At 56.9% G+C, this 19,798-nt stretch carries 19 protein-coding genes; 11 read left to right on the top strand and 8 right to left on the bottom strand.

The window, feature by feature from the left end:
* The first annotated feature begins 116 nt into the window (after nucleotides 1-116).
* Entirely contained in the window at nucleotides 117-1,394 is a 1,278-nt protein-coding gene (locus DEO48_RS23410) for an MFS transporter (RefSeq protein WP_109846441.1), read from the top strand.
* On the opposite strand, the gene rhaM is transcribed toward DEO48_RS23410, so the two are convergent.
* The 5 genes from rhaM to rhaB all read right to left on the bottom strand — a co-directional run bounded on the left by rhaM (nucleotide 1,382) and on the right by rhaB (nucleotide 6,517).
* The gene (gene rhaM / locus DEO48_RS23405; RefSeq protein WP_109846440.1) at nucleotides 1,382-1,696 is read right to left on the bottom strand and encodes an L-rhamnose mutarotase; all 315 of its coding nucleotides are present in this window, start codon (nucleotides 1,694-1,696) and stop codon (nucleotides 1,382-1,384) included. The two genes, DEO48_RS23410 and rhaM, sit on opposite strands and share 13 nt — an antisense overlap.
* Entirely contained in the window at nucleotides 1,693-2,841 is a 1,149-nt protein-coding gene (fucO, locus tag DEO48_RS23400) for a lactaldehyde reductase (protein ID WP_109846439.1), read from the bottom strand. The genes rhaM and fucO overlap by 4 nt, the downstream gene beginning before the upstream one ends.
* Nucleotides 2,842-2,887: 46 nt before the next feature.
* A complete protein-coding gene (rhaD, locus tag DEO48_RS23395; protein ID WP_109846438.1) occupies nucleotides 2,888-3,718 on the bottom strand; it encodes a rhamnulose-1-phosphate aldolase in 831 nt (276 codons plus the stop codon).
* Between the two features lie 73 nt (nucleotides 3,719-3,791).
* Nucleotides 3,792-5,051, bottom strand: a complete 1,260-nt coding sequence (gene rhaA / locus DEO48_RS23390) for an L-rhamnose isomerase (RefSeq protein ID WP_109846437.1) — start codon at nucleotides 5,049-5,051, stop codon at nucleotides 3,792-3,794.
* Nucleotides 5,048-6,517, bottom strand: a complete 1,470-nt coding sequence (rhaB, locus tag DEO48_RS23385; protein ID WP_109846436.1) for a rhamnulokinase — start codon at nucleotides 6,515-6,517, stop codon at nucleotides 5,048-5,050. Before rhaB ends, rhaA begins: the two co-directional genes overlap by 4 nt.
* Before the next feature lie 301 nt (nucleotides 6,518-6,818).
* Between rhaB and rhaS the strand changes: the two genes are divergently transcribed.
* Together rhaS and rhaR are read left to right on the top strand one after the other, a co-directional pair.
* Nucleotides 6,819-7,655 (top strand): HTH-type transcriptional activator RhaS, encoded by an 837-nt coding sequence (gene rhaS / locus DEO48_RS23380; RefSeq protein WP_109846435.1) that lies wholly within the window; start codon nucleotides 6,819-6,821, stop codon nucleotides 7,653-7,655.
* Nucleotides 7,656-7,728: 73 nt separating this feature from the next.
* Nucleotides 7,729-8,577 (top strand): HTH-type transcriptional activator RhaR, encoded by an 849-nt coding sequence (rhaR, locus tag DEO48_RS23375; protein ID WP_109846434.1) that lies wholly within the window; start codon nucleotides 7,729-7,731, stop codon nucleotides 8,575-8,577.
* On the opposite strand, the gene rhaT is transcribed toward rhaR, so the two are convergent.
* Nucleotides 8,578-9,612, bottom strand: coding sequence for an L-rhamnose/proton symporter RhaT (gene rhaT / locus DEO48_RS23370; protein WP_109846433.1), 1,035 nt, complete (start codon nucleotides 9,610-9,612; stop codon nucleotides 8,578-8,580).
* A gap of 288 nt (nucleotides 9,613-9,900) precedes the next feature.
* Here rhaT and sodA point away from each other — a divergent pair, with 288 nt between their 5' ends.
* Both sodA and yiiM read left to right on the top strand, forming a co-directional pair.
* Nucleotides 9,901-10,521 (top strand): superoxide dismutase [Mn], encoded by a 621-nt coding sequence (gene sodA / locus DEO48_RS23365; RefSeq protein WP_004203668.1) that lies wholly within the window; start codon nucleotides 9,901-9,903, stop codon nucleotides 10,519-10,521.
* A gap of 194 nt (nucleotides 10,522-10,715) precedes the next feature.
* Nucleotides 10,716-11,390, top strand: a complete 675-nt coding sequence (gene yiiM / locus DEO48_RS23360) for a 6-hydroxyaminopurine reductase (RefSeq protein WP_109846432.1) — start codon at nucleotides 10,716-10,718, stop codon at nucleotides 11,388-11,390.
* 53 nt (nucleotides 11,391-11,443) lie between these two features.
* On the opposite strand, the gene cpxA is transcribed toward yiiM, so the two are convergent.
* Both cpxA and cpxR read right to left on the bottom strand, forming a co-directional pair.
* A complete protein-coding gene (cpxA, locus tag DEO48_RS23355; protein WP_023309731.1) occupies nucleotides 11,444-12,817 on the bottom strand; it encodes an envelope stress sensor histidine kinase CpxA in 1,374 nt (457 codons plus the stop codon).
* On the bottom strand, nucleotides 12,814-13,512 hold the full coding sequence (gene cpxR, locus DEO48_RS23350) for an envelope stress response regulator transcription factor CpxR (RefSeq protein WP_006179159.1): 699 nt from the start codon (nucleotides 13,510-13,512) through the stop codon (nucleotides 12,814-12,816). The genes cpxA and cpxR overlap by 4 nt, the downstream gene beginning before the upstream one ends.
* Before the next feature lie 150 nt (nucleotides 13,513-13,662).
* Here cpxR and cpxP point away from each other — a divergent pair, with 150 nt between their 5' ends.
* The 6 genes from cpxP to DEO48_RS23320 form a co-directional block, all read left to right on the top strand.
* Complete coding sequence (gene cpxP / locus DEO48_RS23345) at nucleotides 13,663-14,169, top strand: cell-envelope stress modulator CpxP (protein WP_063439135.1); 507 nt, start codon at nucleotides 13,663-13,665, stop codon at nucleotides 14,167-14,169.
* 152 nt (nucleotides 14,170-14,321) lie between these two features.
* Nucleotides 14,322-15,215 (top strand): CDF family cation-efflux transporter FieF, encoded by an 894-nt coding sequence (fieF, locus tag DEO48_RS23340; RefSeq protein ID WP_023309697.1) that lies wholly within the window; start codon nucleotides 14,322-14,324, stop codon nucleotides 15,213-15,215.
* Nucleotides 15,216-15,389: 174 nt separating this feature from the next.
* Nucleotides 15,390-16,352: a 6-phosphofructokinase gene (gene pfkA, locus DEO48_RS23335; protein ID WP_023309696.1), complete on the top strand. Its 963-nt coding sequence runs from the start codon at nucleotides 15,390-15,392 to the stop codon at nucleotides 16,350-16,352.
* Nucleotides 16,353-16,583: 231 nt separating this feature from the next.
* A complete protein-coding gene (locus DEO48_RS23330; protein WP_023309695.1) occupies nucleotides 16,584-17,573 on the top strand; it encodes a sulfate ABC transporter substrate-binding protein in 990 nt (329 codons plus the stop codon).
* Between the two features lie 107 nt (nucleotides 17,574-17,680).
* Nucleotides 17,681-18,424, top strand: coding sequence for a CDP-diacylglycerol diphosphatase (locus DEO48_RS23325; protein ID WP_109846442.1), 744 nt, complete (start codon nucleotides 17,681-17,683; stop codon nucleotides 18,422-18,424).
* Between the two features lie 73 nt (nucleotides 18,425-18,497).
* Nucleotides 18,498-19,798, top strand: a 1,301-nt coding sequence (locus DEO48_RS23320; protein ID WP_109846431.1) for an SLC13 family permease, incomplete at its 3' end; no start/stop codon positions are given.

Raw genomic sequence — 19,798 nt, 5'->3', positions numbered from 1 at the left:
ATGCAGGCGGGCATTGCGCTGCCGATTCTGGATCCGGAAACCGCCATTCTGATTGGCGTTGAACGCGTGTAAGGGTGACGGGCCGGGCAGCCGGCCCTCCGTTGAGGATAAAAATAATGAACACAACAACCTGTACCCACAAAGACAACCCTAACTTCTGGATCTTCGGGCTGTTCTTCTTTCTCTACTTCTTCATCATGGCCACCTGCTTTCCGTTCCTGCCGATTTGGCTGTCGGACATCATCGGCCTGAATAAAACCCATACCGGGATTGTCTTCTCCTGCATCTCGCTGTCGGCCATCGCGTTCCAGCCGCTACTGGGCGTTATTTCGGACAAGCTGGGGCTGAAAAAACACCTTCTGTGGATCATCTCCGTGCTGCTGTTCCTGTTTGCCCCTTTCTTCCTCTACGTCTTTGCGCCGTTGCTGAAAGCCAACATCTGGCTGGGCGCGCTGAGCGGTGGCCTGTATATCGGCTTTGTCTTTTCGGCGGGCTCGGGGGCAATTGAGGCCTACATTGAGCGCGTGAGCCGCAACAGCTTCTTTGAGTACGGCAAGGCGCGGATGTTTGGCTGCCTCGGCTGGGGCTTGTGCGCCTCAACGGGCGGCATCCTGTTCGGCATCGATCCGTCGTATGTTTTCTGGATGGGATCGGGAGCGGCATTGCTGCTGATGCTGTTGTTGGTGGTGGCGAAGCCAAAGCCCAACCAGACGGCGCAGGTCATGGATGCACTGGGCGCGAACCAGCCGCAAATCACCGCCAAAACCGTGTTCAACCTGTTCCGCCAGCGCAGAATGTGGATGTTTATTCTCTATGTGATTGGCGTGGCCTGCGTGTATGACGTTTTCGACCAGCAGTTTGCCACCTTCTTTAAAACCTTCTTCGCCACGCCGCAGGAAGGGACCCGCGCCTTTGGTTTCGCAACGACTGCGGGGGAAATCTGTAATGCCATCATTATGTTCTGCTCGCCGTGGATCATTAACCGCATCGGCGCGAAGAATACGCTGCTGATCGCCGGGGTGATTATGGCGACGCGCATTATCGGTTCATCGTTCGCCACCACCGCCGTGGAGGTGATTGCCCTGAAGATGCTGCACGCGCTGGAGGTGCCGTTCCTGCTGGTGGGGGCATTCAAGTACATCACCGGGGTGTTTGATACCCGACTGTCAGCGACTATCTATCTGATCGGCTTCCAGTTCGCCAAGCAGTCGGCGGCCATTTTCCTCTCCGCTTTTGCCGGGAATATGTATGACCGGATCGGCTTCCAGGAGACGTATCTGATGCTGGGCTGTTTCGTGCTGGCGATTACGGTAGTGTCGGCGTTTACGCTGAGCAGCAGGCAGGAGATAGCCGCTGCCGCGGGTGCGGCAGCGTTAACCGGTCAGTCCAGGTAAAACACCTCTTCCAGCCCGGTACTCACCGGGCTGTTGTCCGGGTTCGACGGCATTACATCACGCATGTGTTTCCACCAGCGCTGGCAGACGTCAGTAGTCGCGACCGCGTTCCAGCGCTCCTCCGAATCAATCTCCACGGTGGCAAAGAGCAGGCTGCGTTCTCTGTCGAGATAGATGGCGTAGCGGTGCGCACCGTGGTCTTTCAGTACCGCTTCCAGCTCGGGCCAGATGGGGTTGTGGCGATGCGCGTACTCCTTATGCGCGTCCTGGTTAACCTGCATAACAAAGGCTTTGCGGATCATAATGCCTCCAGATACAGCTCGCGAACCTCGTTGCGGCTGGCGGTGCGCGGATTGCATGGCGCGCACGGGTCGGCGAGAGCTTTATCCAGCCAGCCTTCAATATCGGCTTTGGTCACGCCGAGCTGGCTGAAGCCGGAAGGGATGCCGACGCGAGCGCTCAGGTCGCGAATCGCCTGAATGGCGGACATGCTGGCGGCTTCAACGCTCATGCCGCGAGTATCGACGCCCATCGCCTGCGCCACGCGGGCGAAGCGGGCAACTGCGTTCGGGCGGTTAAAGCTTTCAACGATCGGCAGCAGGATGGCGTTGCACACGCCGTGCGGCAGGTTGTGCGTCGCGCCCGGCTGGTGCGCCAGGGCATGCACAAGGCCGAGACCCGCACTGTTAAACGCCATGCCCGCCAGATACTGACCAAACGCCATCTGCTCGCGCGCCTCAAGATTATGACCGTCTTCGACCGCTTCCGGCAGCCAGAGGTTGATCAGGCGGATTGCCTCCAGCGCGTTGGCATCGGTCAGCGGGTGCGCGCCAACGGACACGTAGGCTTCTATGGCGTGGGTTAACGCGTCCATGCCGGTTGCGGCGGTCACGGAGGCCGGAATATCCAGCATCACGCTGGCATCGTCCACGGCGATATCCGGAATGATATTCGGATCGATGATCACCTCTTTCACCTGGCGCGCAGAGTCGATGATTACCGCGTTGCTGGTCATCTCCGCCGCCGTGCCTGCGGTGGTGTTGATCGCCACCAGCGGCACGCCCGCGTTTTTCACCTTGCCGACGCCGGCATAATCGGTGGATGGGCCGGGGTTGGCGGTGAGGATCTTAATGGCTTTGGCGGTATCAATCGGGCTACCGCCGCCGAAGGCGATAAGGTAATCACATTCCGCGTCCCGATAGGCTGCATAGCCTTTTTGCACCAGCGCTTCCGTCGGGTTCGGGAACACCTCATCGAACAGGTGATACGACATCTGATGGGCGTCCAGCGCGGTAAGCAGGCTGTCGAGCAGGCCCAGCTTTACCAGCTGGCCGTCGGTGACAATCAGCGCTTTTCCCCACTGCTTGTTCGCCACCAGGTTAACCATATCGCCAATAGCGCCCGCGCCGTGCAGACTGATTTTTGGAAGTGCCAACATAAAACTCATGATAATTCTCCTTAACTATCGCCCGTACCGTCCGGTCAGCGAGGGTTTATGCATATATTTCCAGCGCTGACCGGATCGGGGTTACGCCGAAGCGCTTGCCGAGCGCAATAAGCTCTTCGCGGGTAATGGTCTGCTTCATACCGCCCATGGAATAAACCTTTACCAGCACTTCCGCGGATTTCTCGGCGGTGTCGATCAGGCCGAAGGTTTCATCCAGCGTCGGACCGCTGCCGAAGACGCCGTGGAACGGCCACAGCACCAGCGAATGTTTTTGCATATCTTTGGCGGTTGCCTGGCCGATTTCGTCGGTACCCGGCACCATCCACGGCAGAATGCCGACCCCGTCCGGGAAGACCACCAGACACTCGGTGCTGCCTTCCCACAGCTTGCGGGTGATGAAGTCAGAGCTGTTTTCCAGCACGTAGGTCAGGGCGATCAGGTTGGTGGCGTGGCAGTGCATGATCGCGCGGTCTTTGCCGTTAGTCGCCCTGATGCGCTCGCAGTGGGAGAGGAAGTGCGCCGGCAGTTCGGAGGTGGGCACCGCCTCGTCGGTCAGGCCCCACAGAATGTGGTAGCCCGCGCCATCGCTGTCCACTTTCACCACGCCGAGGTTGGCCTCCGGGTCGAGCTGGACGTTACGGAAGAATTTGCCGGAACCGGTGACGATAAACGGCGTGTTGGCGAGCAGCGGCATCGGCTGGCTCAGCGCGATATAGCGCGGCTTCTGGTGGAAATCGGCCGCGAACGGTTCAATATCCGCGTCGTCCAGACGCAGCGTCAGGTTGCCGCCGTTGCGCTCGTCCCAGCCTTTCAGCCAGGCGTCGGAGGTGGCTTTGATCATGCCCTGGACGAACCAGGAAGTGGTGATGGTCTGCATAGTCTTCATTTTCCAGTTATCGCGGTGAGGTTGAACCCTCTCCCTGTGGGAGAGGGTTAGGGTGAGGGCAAAATTACCCGCGCTGACTCAACACGTCGTTCTCGTATGCCCGCACGTTGTCCAGCCACTGGCTGCCCGCCGGGGCGTCGTTGCGCTGGCAGTACATCTCCCACACGGCCTGCCACGGCAGGGATTTCTGCTCTTCCAGCAGCGCCAGACGCGCGGTGTAGTTGCCGTTAGCCTCCAGCTGTTTCAGCGCGGCGACAGGCTCCAGCAGCGCGCGCAGCAGGGCTTTCTTCATATTGCGGGTGCCGATAACCCATGCAGCGATGCGGTTTATGGAGGCATCGAAGAAGTCGAGGCCGATGTGTACGCGGTCAAAGAGGTTATGGCGGATGATTTCGCTGGCAATCGCCTGGGTTTCGTCATCCAGCAGCACCACGTGATCGCTGTCCCAGCGCACCGGACGGCTGACGTGCAGCAGCAGGCGCGGCACGTAGAGCATGGCGGCGGAGATTTTGTCGGAGATCACCTCGGTCGGGTGGAAGTGGCCGGCATCCAGACACAGCGCGGTCTGGCGGCTGGTGGCGTAACCCATGTAGAACTCGTTCGAGCCCACGGTGTAGCTCTCGGCGCCAATGCCGAACAGCTTGCTCTCTACGGCGTCGATGTGGTGCGCCGGGTCCAGCTTCTCACTGATGGCCTCATCCAGCGCGGCCAGCAGGCGCTGGCGCGGGGCCAGACGGTCGACGGTGATATCCTTCATGCCGTCCGGGATCCAGATGTTCATCACCGACGGCGTGCCGAGCTGTTCGCCGAAATACGCCGAAACGCGGCGGCTGGCCTTCACGTGGTCGATCCAGAACTGGCGGATGTCGTCGTCCGCGTGGGCGAGGGTAAAACCGTCCGCGCTCAGCGGATGTGAGAAACAGGACGGATTAAAGTCCAGCCCCAGCTGGTTGGCTTTGGCCCACTCCACCCAGTTCTTAAAGTGTTCCGGTTTGATTTCGTTGCGCGCCACCGGCTGGTCGGATTCGAGGTAAATCGCATGCAGGTTCAGGCGTTTTGGCCCCGGGATCAGGCTCAGTGCCAGCTCCAGGTCGGCGCGCAGTTCGGTCGCGTTACGCGCTTTGCCGGGGTAGTTACCGGTGGCCTGAATACCACCCGTCAGCGAACCGCCTGGGTTCTCGAAACCGGCGACGTCATCGCCCTGCCAGCAGTGCATGGATACGGGCAGACGGTCGAGCTGGCACAGCGCCTCTTCGACATCCACGCCGACGGCGGCGAAACGCTGTTTAGCCAGACCCCAGGCTTGTTCTAATTGAGTTGTCATGCGCAAAGCTCCTTAGTCAGTCGGTTTTGCTGAAACTGCGCCCGAAAGCGAGCAATTTCACGGCAGGGATTGGGGGTGAAGGTGGTCAGGCTGGCGTTAGCCGCCACCACCGAACGGAAGTCGTCAACGCTGGAAAGTTCGTCCAGGGTCATCAGCTGAATGCCGATATTCCCGAGCGTGGAGGCCTCCACGGGACCCGCCACCACGGTGATGCCGCAGGCATCGGCGCAGAGCTGGTTCAGCAGCTGGTTCTGGCAGCCGCCGCCCACGATATGCAGCTGACTGAACGGTTTTCCGCGAAGGCTCGCCAGCTCGCTGAGGATGTCGGCATACAGCAGGGCGAGGCTGTCAAAAATGCAGCGCGCCAGTTCTGAAGGACTCGACGGCACCGGCTGCCCGACCTCGACGCAGGCGGCCTGAATTTCGGCGCTCATGTGTGCCGGGTTGATAAAGCGGTCATCGTTCGGGTTGATCAGGAACGTACAGGCCTTCAGCTTCTTGGTTTCGGCGATAAGCGCGGGTAGGTCGTTAATGTTCTGCTCTTTCAGCACCCGCTGGAGCAGCCACAGCCCCATGATGTTTTTCAGTACGCGGTAGCGGCCTTCGGCACCGCCTTCGTTGGTAATGTTTGCCGCCATCGCGGCATCGCTGGCGTACGGAGTTTTGCTCTCAAAGCCCATCAGCGACCAGGTGCCGGACGAGAGGTAAGCCGCGTCTTTGCTTGCAAGTGGGGACGCTATTACCGCGCTGGCGGTATCGTGGCTGGCGACGGCAACGACAGGGATTGCGTTCCCCTGGGGGCAAATCCAGTGACCGATCACGTTACCCGGGTGGGTTGGTGTGCCGAACCAGGAAGGCGACGCCCCCGTCCAGGCCAGCAGATGTTCATCCCAGCTATCCGAGTTGATGTTGACCAGCTGCGTGGTGGTGGCGTTGGTATATTCCCAGTTCATGTTGCCGGTCAGGCGATAGCTCAGGTAGTCCGGGATCAGCAGAGCATGGGCCACGTCCGCGACCAGCTCCGGCTGTTGCTCGACCAAAGCACGCAGCTGATAAAGTGTGTTAAACGGCAAAAACTGAATGCCGCTGCGCCCGTAGATGTTGTCCTTGCCAAGCTGGGCGATAGCGTGCGCCATCAGGCCGTCGGTGCGGCTGTCGCGATAAGACACCGGCAAGCCGACGCGCTCGCCATGGCTATCAAGCAGAACGTAGTCCACGCCCCAGGTATCAATGCCGATGCTGTCGATGCGAATGCCGTCGTTGCAGACGTTGTTCAGTCCGGTACGGATCTCCGCCTCCAGGGCATCAATATCCCAGGTATCAAAACCGTCCTGCTTTTGCAGGCAGTTGGCGAAACGGTGCATTTCGCGAAGTGAAAGCGTGTGCTGCTCACGGTCCCAGCTCGCGAGCATTACGCGGCCGCTGGATGCCCCTAAATCGACAGCTACACAATGGCGAAAAGTCATGGTCGGGTCCTTTCTTAAGTCATTAGCGGTGAGTGTAAAAAAGGGAAGAAAAAGTCACCTTCTCGCCACTGACAGGCCAAATCTCGCGCTGGCAAGAAAGCAAAGGTGAATGTGAGGACGTTCACAGTTTCCAGCAGTGACGGGATGCTCAGGCAGTGTGACGCTGAGCGCATTTCCCGATCTTTCCCCCTGTTTCTTGAAAAATGGACAGCTTTTGCGAGGTTTACTGCCAAAAATTGAAGGTGAGTGAGGGAGGCCTTAATTACTATTTTGAGAACATTTTTCATTGGTGGGAGCCGTTATGACCGTACTGCACTGCGTGGATTTTTTTCCTTCAGGAGGTTCGCCTGTCACGATTGAGCCACGGCTTCCTCAGGCAGCGTTTCCGGAGCATCATCATGATTTTCACGAAATTGTGATTGTTGAGCGCGGGACGGGTATTCATGTTTTCAATGGCCAGCCCTATACCATCAGCGGTGGTACGGTTTGCTTCGTGCGCGACCACGACAGGCACCTGTATGAACATACCGACAACCTGTATCTGACGAATGTGCTTTACCGTTCCCCGGACGCGTTCCAGTTTCTTTCGGGGCTGAGCCAGCTGTTGCCCCAGGAGCAAGACGGACACTATCCGTCGCACTGGCGGGTGAATCAGTCCATCCTGCAGCAGGTGCGTCAGCTGGTGAGCCAGATGGAGAAGAGCGAAGGCGGGCAGGAGACGCACGCGATTGCCACGCGCGAACTGCTGTTTATGCAGCTTCTGGTGCTGCTGCGCCGCAGCAGCCTGGTGGAAGGGCTGGAAGATAACAACGCGCGCCTGAACCATCTGCTGGCCTGGCTGGAAGATCATTTCGCCGAGGATATCTGCTGGGAAACGCTTGCGGATGATTTTTCACTGTCTCTGCGCACCCTGCATCGCCAGCTTAAACAGCACACCGGGCTGACGCCGCAACGCTACCTTAACCGTCTGCGCCTGATCAAAGCGCGTCATCTTTTACGTCATACCGACGATAGCGTCACGGATATTGCCTATTGCTGCGGTTTTGGCGACAGCAATCACTTTTCAACGCTGTTTCGCCGGGAATTTAACTGGTCTCCGCGCGATATTCGCCAGGGAAAAGACGCGATGCTTCAGTAACGCGAGGGCAGTCACCGTTTTATTTCCGCAAAAAAGCTAATAGTGTCAGGTTATTCGGCGTAGAGGTCGTGGTGTGGCTGCTCAGTTAATTCTTCGCAAAGATGATTTTTTTGCCTCCGCGAGTCAGGCCGTCACGGTGGCCGATCGCTACCCGCAGGACGTCTTTGCCGAACATACCCACGAGTTTTGCGAGCTGGTGCTGGTTTGGCGCGGTAACGGCCTGCACATCCTCAACGACCGTCCCTACCGCATCACGCGCGGAGACCTGTTCTACATTCGCGCGGATGATAAACACTCCTACGCCTCGGTTAACGACCTGGTGCTGCAAAACGTTATTTACTGTCCTGACAGGCTCAAGCTTAACGTGGACTGGGCCGCGAGCATTCCGGGCTTTCTTGATGCTAAGGGTTCTCCGCACTGGCGCTTAAGCAGTAGCGGCATGGCTCAGGTACGGCAGGTTATTTCTCAACTGGAGCAGGAGAGCCAGAAGAACGACCCCGTTGCTAATCAGCTGGCGGAGTTGCTTTTCGCCCAGCTGGTGATGACGTTGAAGCGCCATCGTTACGCTACTGATAACCCCTGCGCCACAACGCAGGAAGCGCTGCTGGATAAGCTCATCACCCGGCTTGCGGGCAGCCTGAATAAAAACTTTGTACTGGAGAAATTCTGCGAGCAGGAACAGTGCAGCGAGCGCGCGTTGCGCCAGCATTTCCGCACTCTGACCGGGATGACGGTGAACCACTATCTGCGCCAGCTGCGCATCTGCCATGCACAATATCTCCTCCAGCATACGGAGTGGATGGTCAGTGATGTGGCGATGCGCTGCGGCTTTGAGGACAGTAACTACTTTTCAGTGGTGTTTAACCGCGAGGTGGGGATGACGCCGATACAGTGGCGTCATCGCAGTCGAAAGGGGGCGTAATCAGTTTGCCATGCCGAGGCCGACGATATTGGCAGCGATAATAATCACCACGCAGCCGAGGCTCAGTACGCCAACCGGACGACGTCCGGCGTTCGTCCACTCTTTCAGCACCAGCCCAACCAGCCCGCCGCAAAGTACGTAGAAACTCATGTGCAGCATCCAGCTTATATAGTCGTATTGCGCCGGAATGCTGGCGTGGCCCCAGGCGTAGAAGAAGAACTGCAAATACCACATCAGGCCGCCCAGAGCGGAGAGCAGCACATTGGTGATGATGAGCGATGTTGCCAGCGAGAAATCGGTTTTTACCGACAGGTTTTTTACTTTTGCCAGACGAATGAAGCAGAAGCCCAGGTTAACCATCGCGCCGCCACCCATAATCACGACATAGCTTGGTAGCGCAACGTACAGCGGATCGACGCCCAGCGCGGCAGCCGCTTCGTGCATCGGTTTGGCGGCGTTCATCGCGAACGACATGCCGGCCGAGAAAATGCCGCACATCACCGCCAGCAGCAGACCTTTCTTCAGGTTAAAATCTTCAGCTTTAATCCCCAGCTTACGCTCTTTCAACTGCCCCGCGCGAGTCACAATTCCTACGCCAATGACCGCCACCAGCACGCCCAGGAGCGTCATCCGCCCACCCTGAGTATTAATAAGCACGTCGAAGTTGCCGTTGAGAATAGGCGTCATCAGGGTACCGACGATCAGCGTGATGCCAATCGCGATACCAATCCCCATCGACATGCCGAGATAGCGCATGGTGAGGCCATAGTTGATGTTGCCGACGCCCCACATCGCGCCGAACAGGAACACCGGCAGCAGGGTGGCGGCGCTGAATGAGGAGAAGTAGTCCCAGAAATCGGGCAGCAGCATGGCGCTAATGGTCCAGGGCAAAATCAGCCAGGACACGATACCGCCAACGGACCACATAGTTTCCCATGACCAGCCTCTCACTTTTTTAAAAGGAGCATAGAAACAGGCTGCACTGGCAGCGCCTATCAAATGCCAGAAGATACCCATCGTAATCGCATGATTCATTTTTACACCCTCATCGTTTTTATCGTCAGTGGCTTCCCACCGACTTGAGGAGTGTAAAAATTAGGCGGTTTGGGGACCTTCAGAAGGTTGCCGCACATGCGTTCTGGATGGCAATCAGCACGTTAACCACGTGAGCAGACTCACAATATCGCGATTAATCGGAAAATGAATAACCTTATAAAAACTACGGCATTGATAATCATTTTCAATATCATTTAATTAACTATAATGAACCAACTGCTTACGCGGCATTAACAGCTGTGCCGCCCGACAATAATGGAGAGGATTATGAGTTATACACTGCCATCCCTGCCGTATGCCTACGACGCACTGGAACCGCATTTCGACAAGCAGACGATGGAAATCCATCACACTAAACACCACCAGACCTATGTGAACAACGCGAACGCCGCGCTGGAAAGCCTGCCAGAGTTCGCTAACCTGTCTGCTGAAGAGCTGATCACCAAGCTGGACCAGCTGCCAGCGGACAAGAAAACCGTTCTGCGTAACAACGCTGGCGGCCACGCTAACCACAGCCTGTTCTGGAAAGGCCTGAAGACCGGTACCACCCTGCAGGGCGACCTGAAAGCGGCTATCGAGCGCGACTTCGGTTCCGTTGACAACTTCAAAGCGGAATTCGAAAAAGCCGCTGCAACCCGTTTCGGCTCTGGCTGGGCGTGGCTGGTTCTGAAAGGCGACAAGCTGGCGGTGGTGTCTACTGCTAACCAGGACTCCCCGCTGATGGGTGAAGCAATCTCTGGCGCATCCGGCTTCCCAATCCTGGGCCTGGACGTGTGGGAACACGCTTACTACCTGAAATTCCAGAACCGTCGCCCGGACTACATCAAAGCCTTCTGGGACGTGGTGAACTGGGACGAAGCAGCAGCGCGTTTCGCCGCTAAAAAATAAGGTTGCATAGACGCCTGTGAGAAGCGAGTCTTATGACTCGCTTTTTTTGTATCTGTATACCCGTCATACTTCAAGTTGCAGGTGCGTTGGCTGCGTTCGCTCACCCCAGTCACTTACCTGAGTAAGCTCCTGGGGATTCACTCTCTTGCCGCCTTCCTGCAACTCGAATTATTTAGGGCATAAAAGGAGCAGCGATGCATTATCCGGTGAATGTATTTACAGGCAAGGTAAGGGAGTACGACGGCAGCCGCCCGAGTGCCATCGCCAAAATTCAGGTCGACGGTGAGCTGACGTTAACCGACCTCGGGCTTGCGGGTGACGAGCAGGCCGAAAAGAAAATCCACGGCGGGCCCGATCGCGCGCTGTGCCACTACCCGCGTGAACACTATCAGCACTGGAAAACCGAATTCCCCGAGCAGGCGGATCTCTTCGTCGCCCCCGCGTTTGGCGAGAATCTCTCCACCGAAGGGCTCACCGAAAAGAACGTGTTTATCGGTGATATCTACCGCTGGGGCGATGCCCTGATTCAGGTGACGCAGCCGCGCTCGCCGTGCTTCAAGCTCAACTACCACTTCGGTATTCAGGATATGTCGGCCCAGCTGCAAAAAGCGGGTAAAACCGGCTGGCTGTATCGCGTGGTGCTGGCTGGGAAGGTTTCAGCGGACGCGCCGCTTGAGCTGGCGTCGCGCCTGAGCGATGTGTCTGTTTATGACGCCTGCGCTATTGCCTGGCATATGCCGTTTGACGACGAACAATATCACCGCCTGCTGTCGGCGGCGGGGCTATCGACCAGCTGGACGAGAACGATGCAGAAGCGGCGTTTAAGCAGCAAGATCGAGGATAATTCGCGGAGATTGTGGGGGAAATAGTCCTCCGCAGAAAGTAGGCCGGGTAAGGCGAAGCCGCCACCCGGCACTAACACCTACGAACGCTTATACAACGGTAGCCAAAGCGTTAACCGTAGCCCACCCAGCGGGCTGTCGTCGGCTTTCACCCAGCCGCGGTGCTGCTGCATGGCGGTTTCAACAATCGCCAGACCCAGTCCCGTGCCGCCCGATTCCCGGTCGCGCGCCTCATCGGTACGATAGAACGGACGGAAAATCTGCTCGCGGTCTTCCGGGCTCACGCCTGGGCCGTCATCATCGACAATGACGGTGATCCCGTCTTTATCCACCGAGAACGCCACCTCAATCTTCGTATGCGAGTAGCGAAGAGCGTTACGCACGATGTTCTCCAGCGCGCTTTCCAGCGTGTTGGGGTTACCGTACAGCGGCCACGGGCCCGGCGGGAAGTTGACGGTAAAGGATTTACCCATCTGTTCCGCTTCGAACGCCGCGTTGTCCAGCACCTCGTGCCAGAGGTGATTCGCTTTCACCGTTTCGCTGACCAGCGCGTTTTTCTGCTGATTGCGCGACATGACCAGCAGGTCGTTGATCATGCTGTCCAGGCGGTGCGCTTCTGTTTCAATACGCTCGAGCTCTTTGCTCTCACCGCTGCGGCGGCGCAGCAGCGCGGTGCCAAGCTGCAAGCGCGTAAGCGGGGTACGCAGCTCGTGCGAGATATCCGACAGCAGACGTTGCTGAGCGGTCATCATGCGGTCGAGCGCGCTCACCATCTGGTTAAAACTGGTTCCGGCGGCAAGGAACTCCTGCGGACCTGCTTCCAGTTCAGGGTGCTGTCGCAGGTTACCCTGCGCCACCTCATCGGCGGCATTTTTCAGCTTACGCGCCGGTTTTGCCAGGCTCCACGCCAGCCATAACAGCAGCGGCGAGCTGACCAGCATGGTGACAATCAGCAGCAGGAGAGGGCGGTCAAACAGCAGGTTGATAAAATCAGACTGGGAGTTACTCGCCGGACGGATCAGGTAGAGCTGATAATTATCCTCTCCGTCCCTGACGGAGAAAGGCCCCACCATCTCTACGCGGCCATATTTCTTCTTCTGGGGATGATCGGCGTTATCCGCCTGGCCAATGAAGTTGCGGATAATCTGCATTTCATTGCGATCGGCCCCAATCACGCGGCCTTCGCTGGTTACCAGCAGCAGGCGTTGTCCGGGCGGCGCCCACTTGTCGATAGCGCGAAACAGCCTGCGCCACCACATTAAATCGTTCGGCGGATCGTTTGCCAGCTCGGCTTCCACGTGCTGCTCGATCATCACGCCCTGACGTTGCTCGCTGTCGAGAAGCTCCGTCATCTGGCGTGAGTCGAGTTTTGGCAACATCAGTACGAGCATTAAAACCAGTGCCAGCGTCAGCCAGAAGATGGCGAAGATGCGGGCGGTTAAGCTTCCTATCATGAAGCAGAAACCATCAGATAACCGCGACCACGCAGGGTTTTAAACCATGGGTGACCGTCTTTACGCTCCGGCAGCTTACGGCGCAGGTTAGAGATGTGCATGTCGATGGCGCGGTCAAACGGGGTGAGGCGTTTGCCCAGCACTTCCTGGCTTAGATGTTCACGCGAAACCACTTGGCCGAGGTGCTGCGCCAGCAGATACAGCAGGGTGAACTCCGTGCCGGTCAGTTCCAGCGTCTGGCCATCAAAGCTTGCTTCCTGACGGCCCGGGTTCAGGCTCAGGGAGTCGACTTCAAGGGTGGGTGAGCTGTTGTCGGTATTTTGCTGCTGCTCGCTCCAGTGGGAACGACGCAGGATAGCGCGAATACGGGCAACCAGTTCACGGTCGTTAAACGGCTTGGGTAAATAGTCATCCGCGCCCAGCTCAAGGCCGAGTACGCGGTCAAGTTCGCTGCCGCGTGCGGTCAGCATGATTACGGGAGTCTGGTGTGTCTGGCGAAGCTCTTTCAACGTATCAATACCGTTTTTCTTCGGCATCATCACGTCAAGCAAAAGTAAATCGATGCTGTCGTCAAGGAGACTCAGCGCCTGCTCGCCATCATGGGCAACCAGGACGTTGAAACCTTCCATGTCGAGCAACTCCTTTAAAAGGGATGTGAGCTCTCGGTCATCATCAACTAACAGGATTTTATTCATTGTTTAAATACCTCCGAGGCAGAAATTACGACATCAAGGCTGTCTAATCCATGACTTTACGTTGTTTTACACCCCCTGACGCATGTTTGCAGCCTGAATCGTAGACTGTCTCTCGTTGAATCGCGACACGAAAGATTTTGGGAGCAAGTGATGCGCAAAGTTACCGCTGCCGTCATGGCCTCAACGCTGGCGTTCAGTGCGTTTAGCCAGGCTGCTGAAGCTATCATCAGCGATAACAGTCCCTTACAAGAGGGCGCAACGCAGAACAGCAGCCAAAGCCATATGTTTGACGGCATAAGTTTAACCGAACATCAGCGTCAACAGATGCGAGATCTGATGCAGAGGGCACGACACGACCAGCCCCCTGTTAATGTTAGCGAAATGGAGACAATGCATCGCCTTGTCACCGCAGAAAATTTTGACGAAAGCGCTGTTCGCGCTCAGGCCGAAAAAATGGCACAGGAACAGGTTGCCCGCCAGGTAGAGTTGGCGAAGGTCCGCAACCAGATGTTCCACCTGCTAACGCCCGAGCAGCAAGCGGTTTTGAATGCCAGACATCAGCAGCGAATGGACCAGCTGCGTGAGGTTGCACGGATGCAGCGAAGCTCAGAAACGACGTTTTTCAGTAGCAATAGCAGTACCCGTAGTAACCAGTAAACCCTGTTTTCCTTGCCATAGACACCATCCCTGTCTTCCCCCACATGATGTGGGGGTTTTTTTTGCCCCGCATCCGCGCTGTTAACCGTTTATTCATCCTTAGACTCCCCATGCTTCCGTTATACTAGCGGCATGACATGACAGGAGCGTTTATGAATCAATCCTATGGAAGACTGGTAAGCCGGGCCGCCATTGCGGCGACCGTCATGGCCTCCAGCCTGTTACTGATTAAAATCTTTGCCTGGTGGTATACCGGCTCGGTCAGTATTCTGGCGGCGCTGGTGGACTCGCTGATGGACATTGCCGCCTCGTTGACCAACCTGCTGGTGGTGCGTTACTCGCTGCAGCCAGCGGATGAAGAGCACACATTTGGGCACGGCAAAGCGGAGTCGCTGGCCGCGCTGGCGCAAAGCATGTTCATTTCCGGCTCTGCGCTGTTCCTGTTTTTAACCGGCATTCAGCATCTCGTTTCGCCGACACCGATGAACGATCCCGGCGTGGGTGTAGTTGTGACGATCGTTGCGCTTATATGCACACTTGTTCTGGTAACGTTCCAGCGCTGGGTTGTTCGCAAAACGCAAAGTCAGGCTGTACGGGCGGATATGCTTCATTATCAATCTGATGTTATGATGAATGGGGCTATTCTTATTGCGCTCGGTCTGGCCTGGTATGGCTGGCATCGCGCCGATGCGTTATTTGCGTTAGGGATTGGTATCTATATTTTATATAGCGCCCTGCGGATGGGGTATGAAGCGGTGCAATCACTGCTTGACCGCGCCCTCCCGGACTCAGAACGTAATGAAATTTTTTCTATCGTGACCTCCTGGCCCGGCGTCAGCGGTGCACACGATCTTCGAACGCGGCAGTCAGGACCGACCCGCTTTATTCAGATTCATATTGAAATGGAAGACAACCTGCCACTGGTTCAGGCTCACGTTATTGCTGAGCAGGTCGAGCAGGCGATTTTGCAGCGTTTTCCTGGTTCAGACGTCATCATTCACCAGGATCCCTGCTCGGTTGTACCCGGTCATGTTGGGCTTTCGTAATTCGTTGTAAAAGAGTGAGCCAGGCCAGCATTTTGTGTATAAATTACCGCCGTTTGGTCTGACCTGAATCAATTCAGCTGGAAGGGATTGATATACTATTTGCAGTATTCGTTGGTCGATAAGTTTCTTCCGGCAACAGATTTCAATTTTGCATTCCTAAGTTCAGAGGTAGTCATGATTAAGAAAATCGGTGTGTTGACAAGCGGCGGTGATGCGCCGGGCATGAACGCGGCAATTCGTGGTGTTGTCCGTGCAGCGCTGACGGAAGGCCTGGAAGTTTTTGGCGTTTATGACGGTTATCTGGGCCTGTATGAAGATCGTATGGTTCAGCTCGACCGTTACAGCGTGTCTGACATGATCAACCGTGGCGGTACTTTCCTCGGTTCCGCGCGCTTCCCGGAATTCCGTGATGAACACGTTCGTGAAGTGGCTATCGAAAACATGAAGAAACGCGGCCTGGACGCCCTGGTGGTTATCGGCGGTGACGGCTCCTACATGGGTGCAAAACGTCTGACCGAAATGGGCTTCCCGTGCATCGGTCTGCCGGGCACCATCGACAACGACATCAAGGGTACTGACTACACTATTGGCTTCTTTACTGCGCTGGGTACCGTTGTTGAAGCGATTGACCGTCTGCGTGACACCTCTTCTTCTCACCAGCGTATCTCTATCGTTGAAGTGATGGGCCGTTACTGCGGCGACCTGACGCTGGCGGCAGCCATTGCGGGCGGTTGCGAATTTATCGTCGTGCCAGAAGTCGAATTTAGTCGTGAAGATCTGGTGGCTGAAATCAAAGCGGGCATCGCGAAGGGTAAAAAACACGCGATCGTGGCTATCACAGAGCACATCTGCGACGTTGACGAGCTGGCGAAGTACATCGAAGCCGAAACCAAACGCGAAACCCGCGCGACCGTACTGGGTCACATCCAGCGCGGCGGCTCCCCAGGCCCTTACGACCGTATTCTGGCGTCCCGTATGGGCGCGTACGCTATCGATCTGCTGCTGCAGGGCCACGGCGGCCGCTGCGTCGGTATTCAGAACGAAAAACTGGTTCACCACGACATCATCGACGCGATTGAAAATATGAAGCGTCCGTTCAAAGGTGACTGGCTGGACTGCGCGAAAAAACTGTACTGATCGGCTCTGTTGCCCGGTGGCGGCAAGGTAAATGCAAAACGGTAACCCTTGGGTTACCGTTTTTTATGGTTGCTCCCTCTCCCGTGGGAGAGGGTTGGAGTGAGGGCATCAGGCCGCTCATCCACTTCTTTTATTCCACTACGTTATAGCCAATCTTTTTTTATTCTTTAATCCTCGATTCGCTTTCTGGCACGCTGCATTCATCAAAACACTACACAAGAGAGCTGGGCGATGAATAAATGGGGCGTGGGTTTAACATTATTGCTGGCATCGACCAGCGTTCTGGCTAAGGATATCCAGTTACTGAACGTGTCATACGACCCGACGCGTGAACTGTACGAGCAATACAACAAAGCGTTTGCGGCACACTGGAAGCAGGAAACCGGCGACAACGTGGTGGTTCGCCAGTCGCATGGCGGCTCCGGCAAGCAGGCGACGTCCGTAATAAACGGTATTGAAGCCGACGTGGTGACCCTGGCGCTGGCCTACGATGTTGACGCGATCGCCGAGCGCGGCCGCATCGACAAAAACTGGATCAAACGCCTGCCGGATAACTCCGCACCCTACACCTCGACCATCGTCTTCCTGGTGCGTAAAGGAAACCCGAAACAAATTAAAGACTGGAACGACCTGATCAAACCGGGCGTTTCTGTAATTACCCCGAACCCGAAAAGCTCCGGCGGCGCTCGCTGGAACTACCTCGGCGCGTGGGGTTATGCACTGCATCACAACAATGGCGACCAGGCCAAAGCGCAGGAATTTGTGAAGGCGCTGTATAAAAACGTTGAGGTGCTGGACTCCGGCGCGCGTGGCGCCACCAACACCTTCGTTGAGCGCGGGATTGGCGACGTGCTGATTGCCTGGGAAAACGAAGCTCTGCTGGCGACCCACGAGCTGGGTAAAGACAAATTCGAGATCGTGACCCCGAGCGAATCGATTCTGGCTGAGCCGACCGTTTCCGTGGTCGATAAAGTGGTTGAGAAGAAAGATACCAAAGCGGTGGCGGAAGCTTACCTGAAGTATCTGTACTCGCCAGAAGGCCAGGAAATTGCGGCGAAAAACTTCTATCGTCCACGCGATGCGGCGGTCGCCAAGAAATACGAAGGGGAGTTCCCTAAACTGAAGCTATTCACTATTGACGATGTGTTCGGCGGCTGGACGAAAGCGCAGAAAGAGCACTTCTCCAATGGCGGTACCTTCGACCAAATTAGCCAGCGCTAACCATTAGCCTGTGACACGATGACCCGGCGTGAGAAATCCGCCGGGTTTTTTATTTGGTCATCATTTTGCGTTACTCTTTTGCCTCTATTGAAAACAGGGAACGCGTTGTGAAAAAAATTATCTTATTGATCCTCATTGTCATCGCCCTTGCCGCTGGCGGCGTGTACTGGATGAAAGCGGGTAATCCGAATGCGTTGCGCCATATCGTTCTCGACCAGTGTGTGCCGAATCAGATCCAGAACCGTAACCCGGCACCCTGTGCGCAGGTGAAAACGGATGCAGGCTATGTGGTATTTAAAGATCGAAACGGGCCGCTGCAATACCTGCTGATGCCAACATATCGCATCAACGGTACCGAGAGCCCGCTGCTGACCGACGCTCATACGCCGAATTTTTTCTGGCTGGCGTGGCAGTCGCGCAGCTTTATGACCCTGAAGCGTGGATCCGAGGTGCCTGATAGCGCCATTTCGCTGACGATTAACTCGCCGACTGGCCGCACGCAGAACCATTTTCATATTCATATCTCCTGCCTGCGCCCGGACGTGCGCGAGAAGCTCAACGCGGCGCAGGGAGAAATCAGCACCCAGTGGCTGCCGTTCCCGGGCGGGCTCGAAGGCAATGAGTATCTTGCGCGTCGGGTGACGGAGAATGAGCTGGTCCAGCGCAGCCCGTTTATGATGCTGGCGGAAGAGCTGCCGGAAGCGCGCGACCATATGGGGCGTTTCGCGCTGGCGATGGCGCAGCAGTCGGATGGCTCTTTTGTTTTGCTGGCGACCGAGCGTAACCTGCTCACGCTTAACCGCGCGTCTGCGGAGGAACTGCAGGATCATCAATGCACTATCCTGAAGTAACCCCACCATAAATCGCGTTTACTCGGGCTACCTGTCACCGTAGACTTGCTGAAAAATTCTACAGGAGACAGGTATGTCGCTCTGGTTAACGTATCCTCTGCTGCTGCCCTCACTGATCGTTGGCGTCACCATCGTGCTGTGGGCGACGTCACTATTGCCGGAATTCATCACCGCGCTGCTGTTCTTCACGGCGGCGATGACCGCCAGAATCGCCCCGCCGGAGGTCATCTTCGGCGGTTTTGCCTCGTCTGCTTTCTGGCTGGTATTCAGCGGCTTTGTGCTTGGCGTGGCGATCCGTAAAACCGGACTGGCGGACAGGGCCGCCCGGGCGCTGTCGGCAAAGCTCACCGACTCCTGGGTGTTGATGGTGGCGAGCGTGGTGCTGCTGAGCTACGCGCTGGCGTTTGTGATGCCGTCGAACATGGGACGTATTGCGCTGCTGATGCCGATTGTCGCGGCGATGGCAAAACGCGCCGGTATCGCCGACGGCTCCCGCGCCTGGTTCGGGCTGGCGCTGGCCGTGGGGTTCGGGACTTTCCAGCTTTCGGCGACGATCCTGCCTGCCAACGTCCCTAATCTGGTGATGAGCGGTGCGGCGGAAGGCTCGTACGGCATCCATCTGAACTATGTCCCGTATCTGCTGCTGCACACGCCGGTGCTCGGTATTCTCAAAGGCCTGATTCTGATTGGCCTCATCTGCTGGCTATTTCCCGGCAGCCCAAAACCGCCGAAGGAACAGGCGCCGTCAGAGCCTATGGGGCGGGATGAAAAGCGTCTTGCCTGGCTGCTGGCGGTGGTGCTTGGGATGTGGGTCACGGAGAGCTGGCACGGCGTTGGGCCGGCGTGGACGGGGCTGGCGGCATCGATCATCGTCATGCTGCCGCGCGTTGGCTTTATCACCGGGGAAGAATTTTCAGCGGGCGTGAACATGCGCACCTGTATTTACGTCGCGGGGATTCTTGGGCTTGCGATCGTGGTGACGCAAACCGGTATCGGAACGGCCGTGGGCGAGGCGTTGCTTCGCATTATGCCGCTGGATGCAGACAGACCGTTCACCAGCTTCCTGGCGTTGACCGGTATTACCACGGCGCTCAACTTCATTATGACCGCCAACGGCGTGCCGGCGCTTTACACCACGCTGGCGCAGAGCTTCTCGGACGCAACCGGTTTCCCGCTGCTGTCGGTGATCATGATTCAGGTGCTGGGCTATTCCACGCCGCTGCTGCCGTATCAGGCGTCGCCGATCGTGGTGGCGATGGGGCTAGGAAAGGTGCCTGCCAGGGCGGGGATGGTGCTCTGTCTGGCGCTGGCTATTGCAACGTATCTGGTACTGCTGCCGCTGGATTATCTGTGGTTTAGTTTGCTGGGGAAAGT

The sequence above is a fragment of the Enterobacter sp. CGMCC 5087 genome (assembly GCF_003144775.1).
GTDB classification, from domain to species: domain Bacteria; phylum Pseudomonadota; class Gammaproteobacteria; order Enterobacterales; family Enterobacteriaceae; genus Enterobacter; species Enterobacter cloacae_M.
Note: the sequence above shows the minus strand (reverse complement) of the source record. Positions and strands in the feature narration are given on the sequence as shown.

Coding starts and splice junctions, on each gene's coding strand:
- rhaM (WP_109846440.1), bottom strand. CDS start 1,696: ATGATCCGCAAAGCCTTTGTTATGCAGGTTAACCAGGACGCGCATAAG.
- DEO48_RS23410 (WP_109846441.1), top strand. CDS start 117: ATGAACACAACAACCTGTACCCACAAAGACAACCCTAACTTCTGGATC.
- yiiM (WP_109846432.1), top strand. CDS start 10,716: ATGCATTATCCGGTGAATGTATTTACAGGCAAGGTAAGGGAGTACGAC.
- rhaD (WP_109846438.1), bottom strand. CDS start 3,718: ATGCAGACCATCACCACTTCCTGGTTCGTCCAGGGCATGATCAAAGCC.
- fucO (WP_109846439.1), bottom strand. CDS start 2,841: ATGAGTTTTATGTTGGCACTTCCAAAAATCAGTCTGCACGGCGCGGGC.
- rhaS (WP_109846435.1), top strand. CDS start 6,819: ATGACCGTACTGCACTGCGTGGATTTTTTTCCTTCAGGAGGTTCGCCT.
- cpxR (WP_006179159.1), bottom strand. CDS start 13,512: ATGAATAAAATCCTGTTAGTTGATGATGACCGAGAGCTCACATCCCTT.
- fieF (WP_023309697.1), top strand. CDS start 14,322: ATGAATCAATCCTATGGAAGACTGGTAAGCCGGGCCGCCATTGCGGCG.
- DEO48_RS23330 (WP_023309695.1), top strand. CDS start 16,584: ATGAATAAATGGGGCGTGGGTTTAACATTATTGCTGGCATCGACCAGC.
- cpxP (WP_063439135.1), top strand. CDS start 13,663: ATGCGCAAAGTTACCGCTGCCGTCATGGCCTCAACGCTGGCGTTCAGT.
- rhaT (WP_109846433.1), bottom strand. CDS start 9,612: ATGAATCATGCGATTACGATGGGTATCTTCTGGCATTTGATAGGCGCT.
- rhaB (WP_109846436.1), bottom strand. CDS start 6,517: ATGACTTTTCGCCATTGTGTAGCTGTCGATTTAGGGGCATCCAGCGGC.
- pfkA (WP_023309696.1), top strand. CDS start 15,390: ATGATTAAGAAAATCGGTGTGTTGACAAGCGGCGGTGATGCGCCGGGC.
- rhaA (WP_109846437.1), bottom strand. CDS start 5,051: ATGACAACTCAATTAGAACAAGCCTGGGGTCTGGCTAAACAGCGTTTC.
- cpxA (WP_023309731.1), bottom strand. CDS start 12,817: ATGATAGGAAGCTTAACCGCCCGCATCTTCGCCATCTTCTGGCTGACG.
- sodA (WP_004203668.1), top strand. CDS start 9,901: ATGAGTTATACACTGCCATCCCTGCCGTATGCCTACGACGCACTGGAA.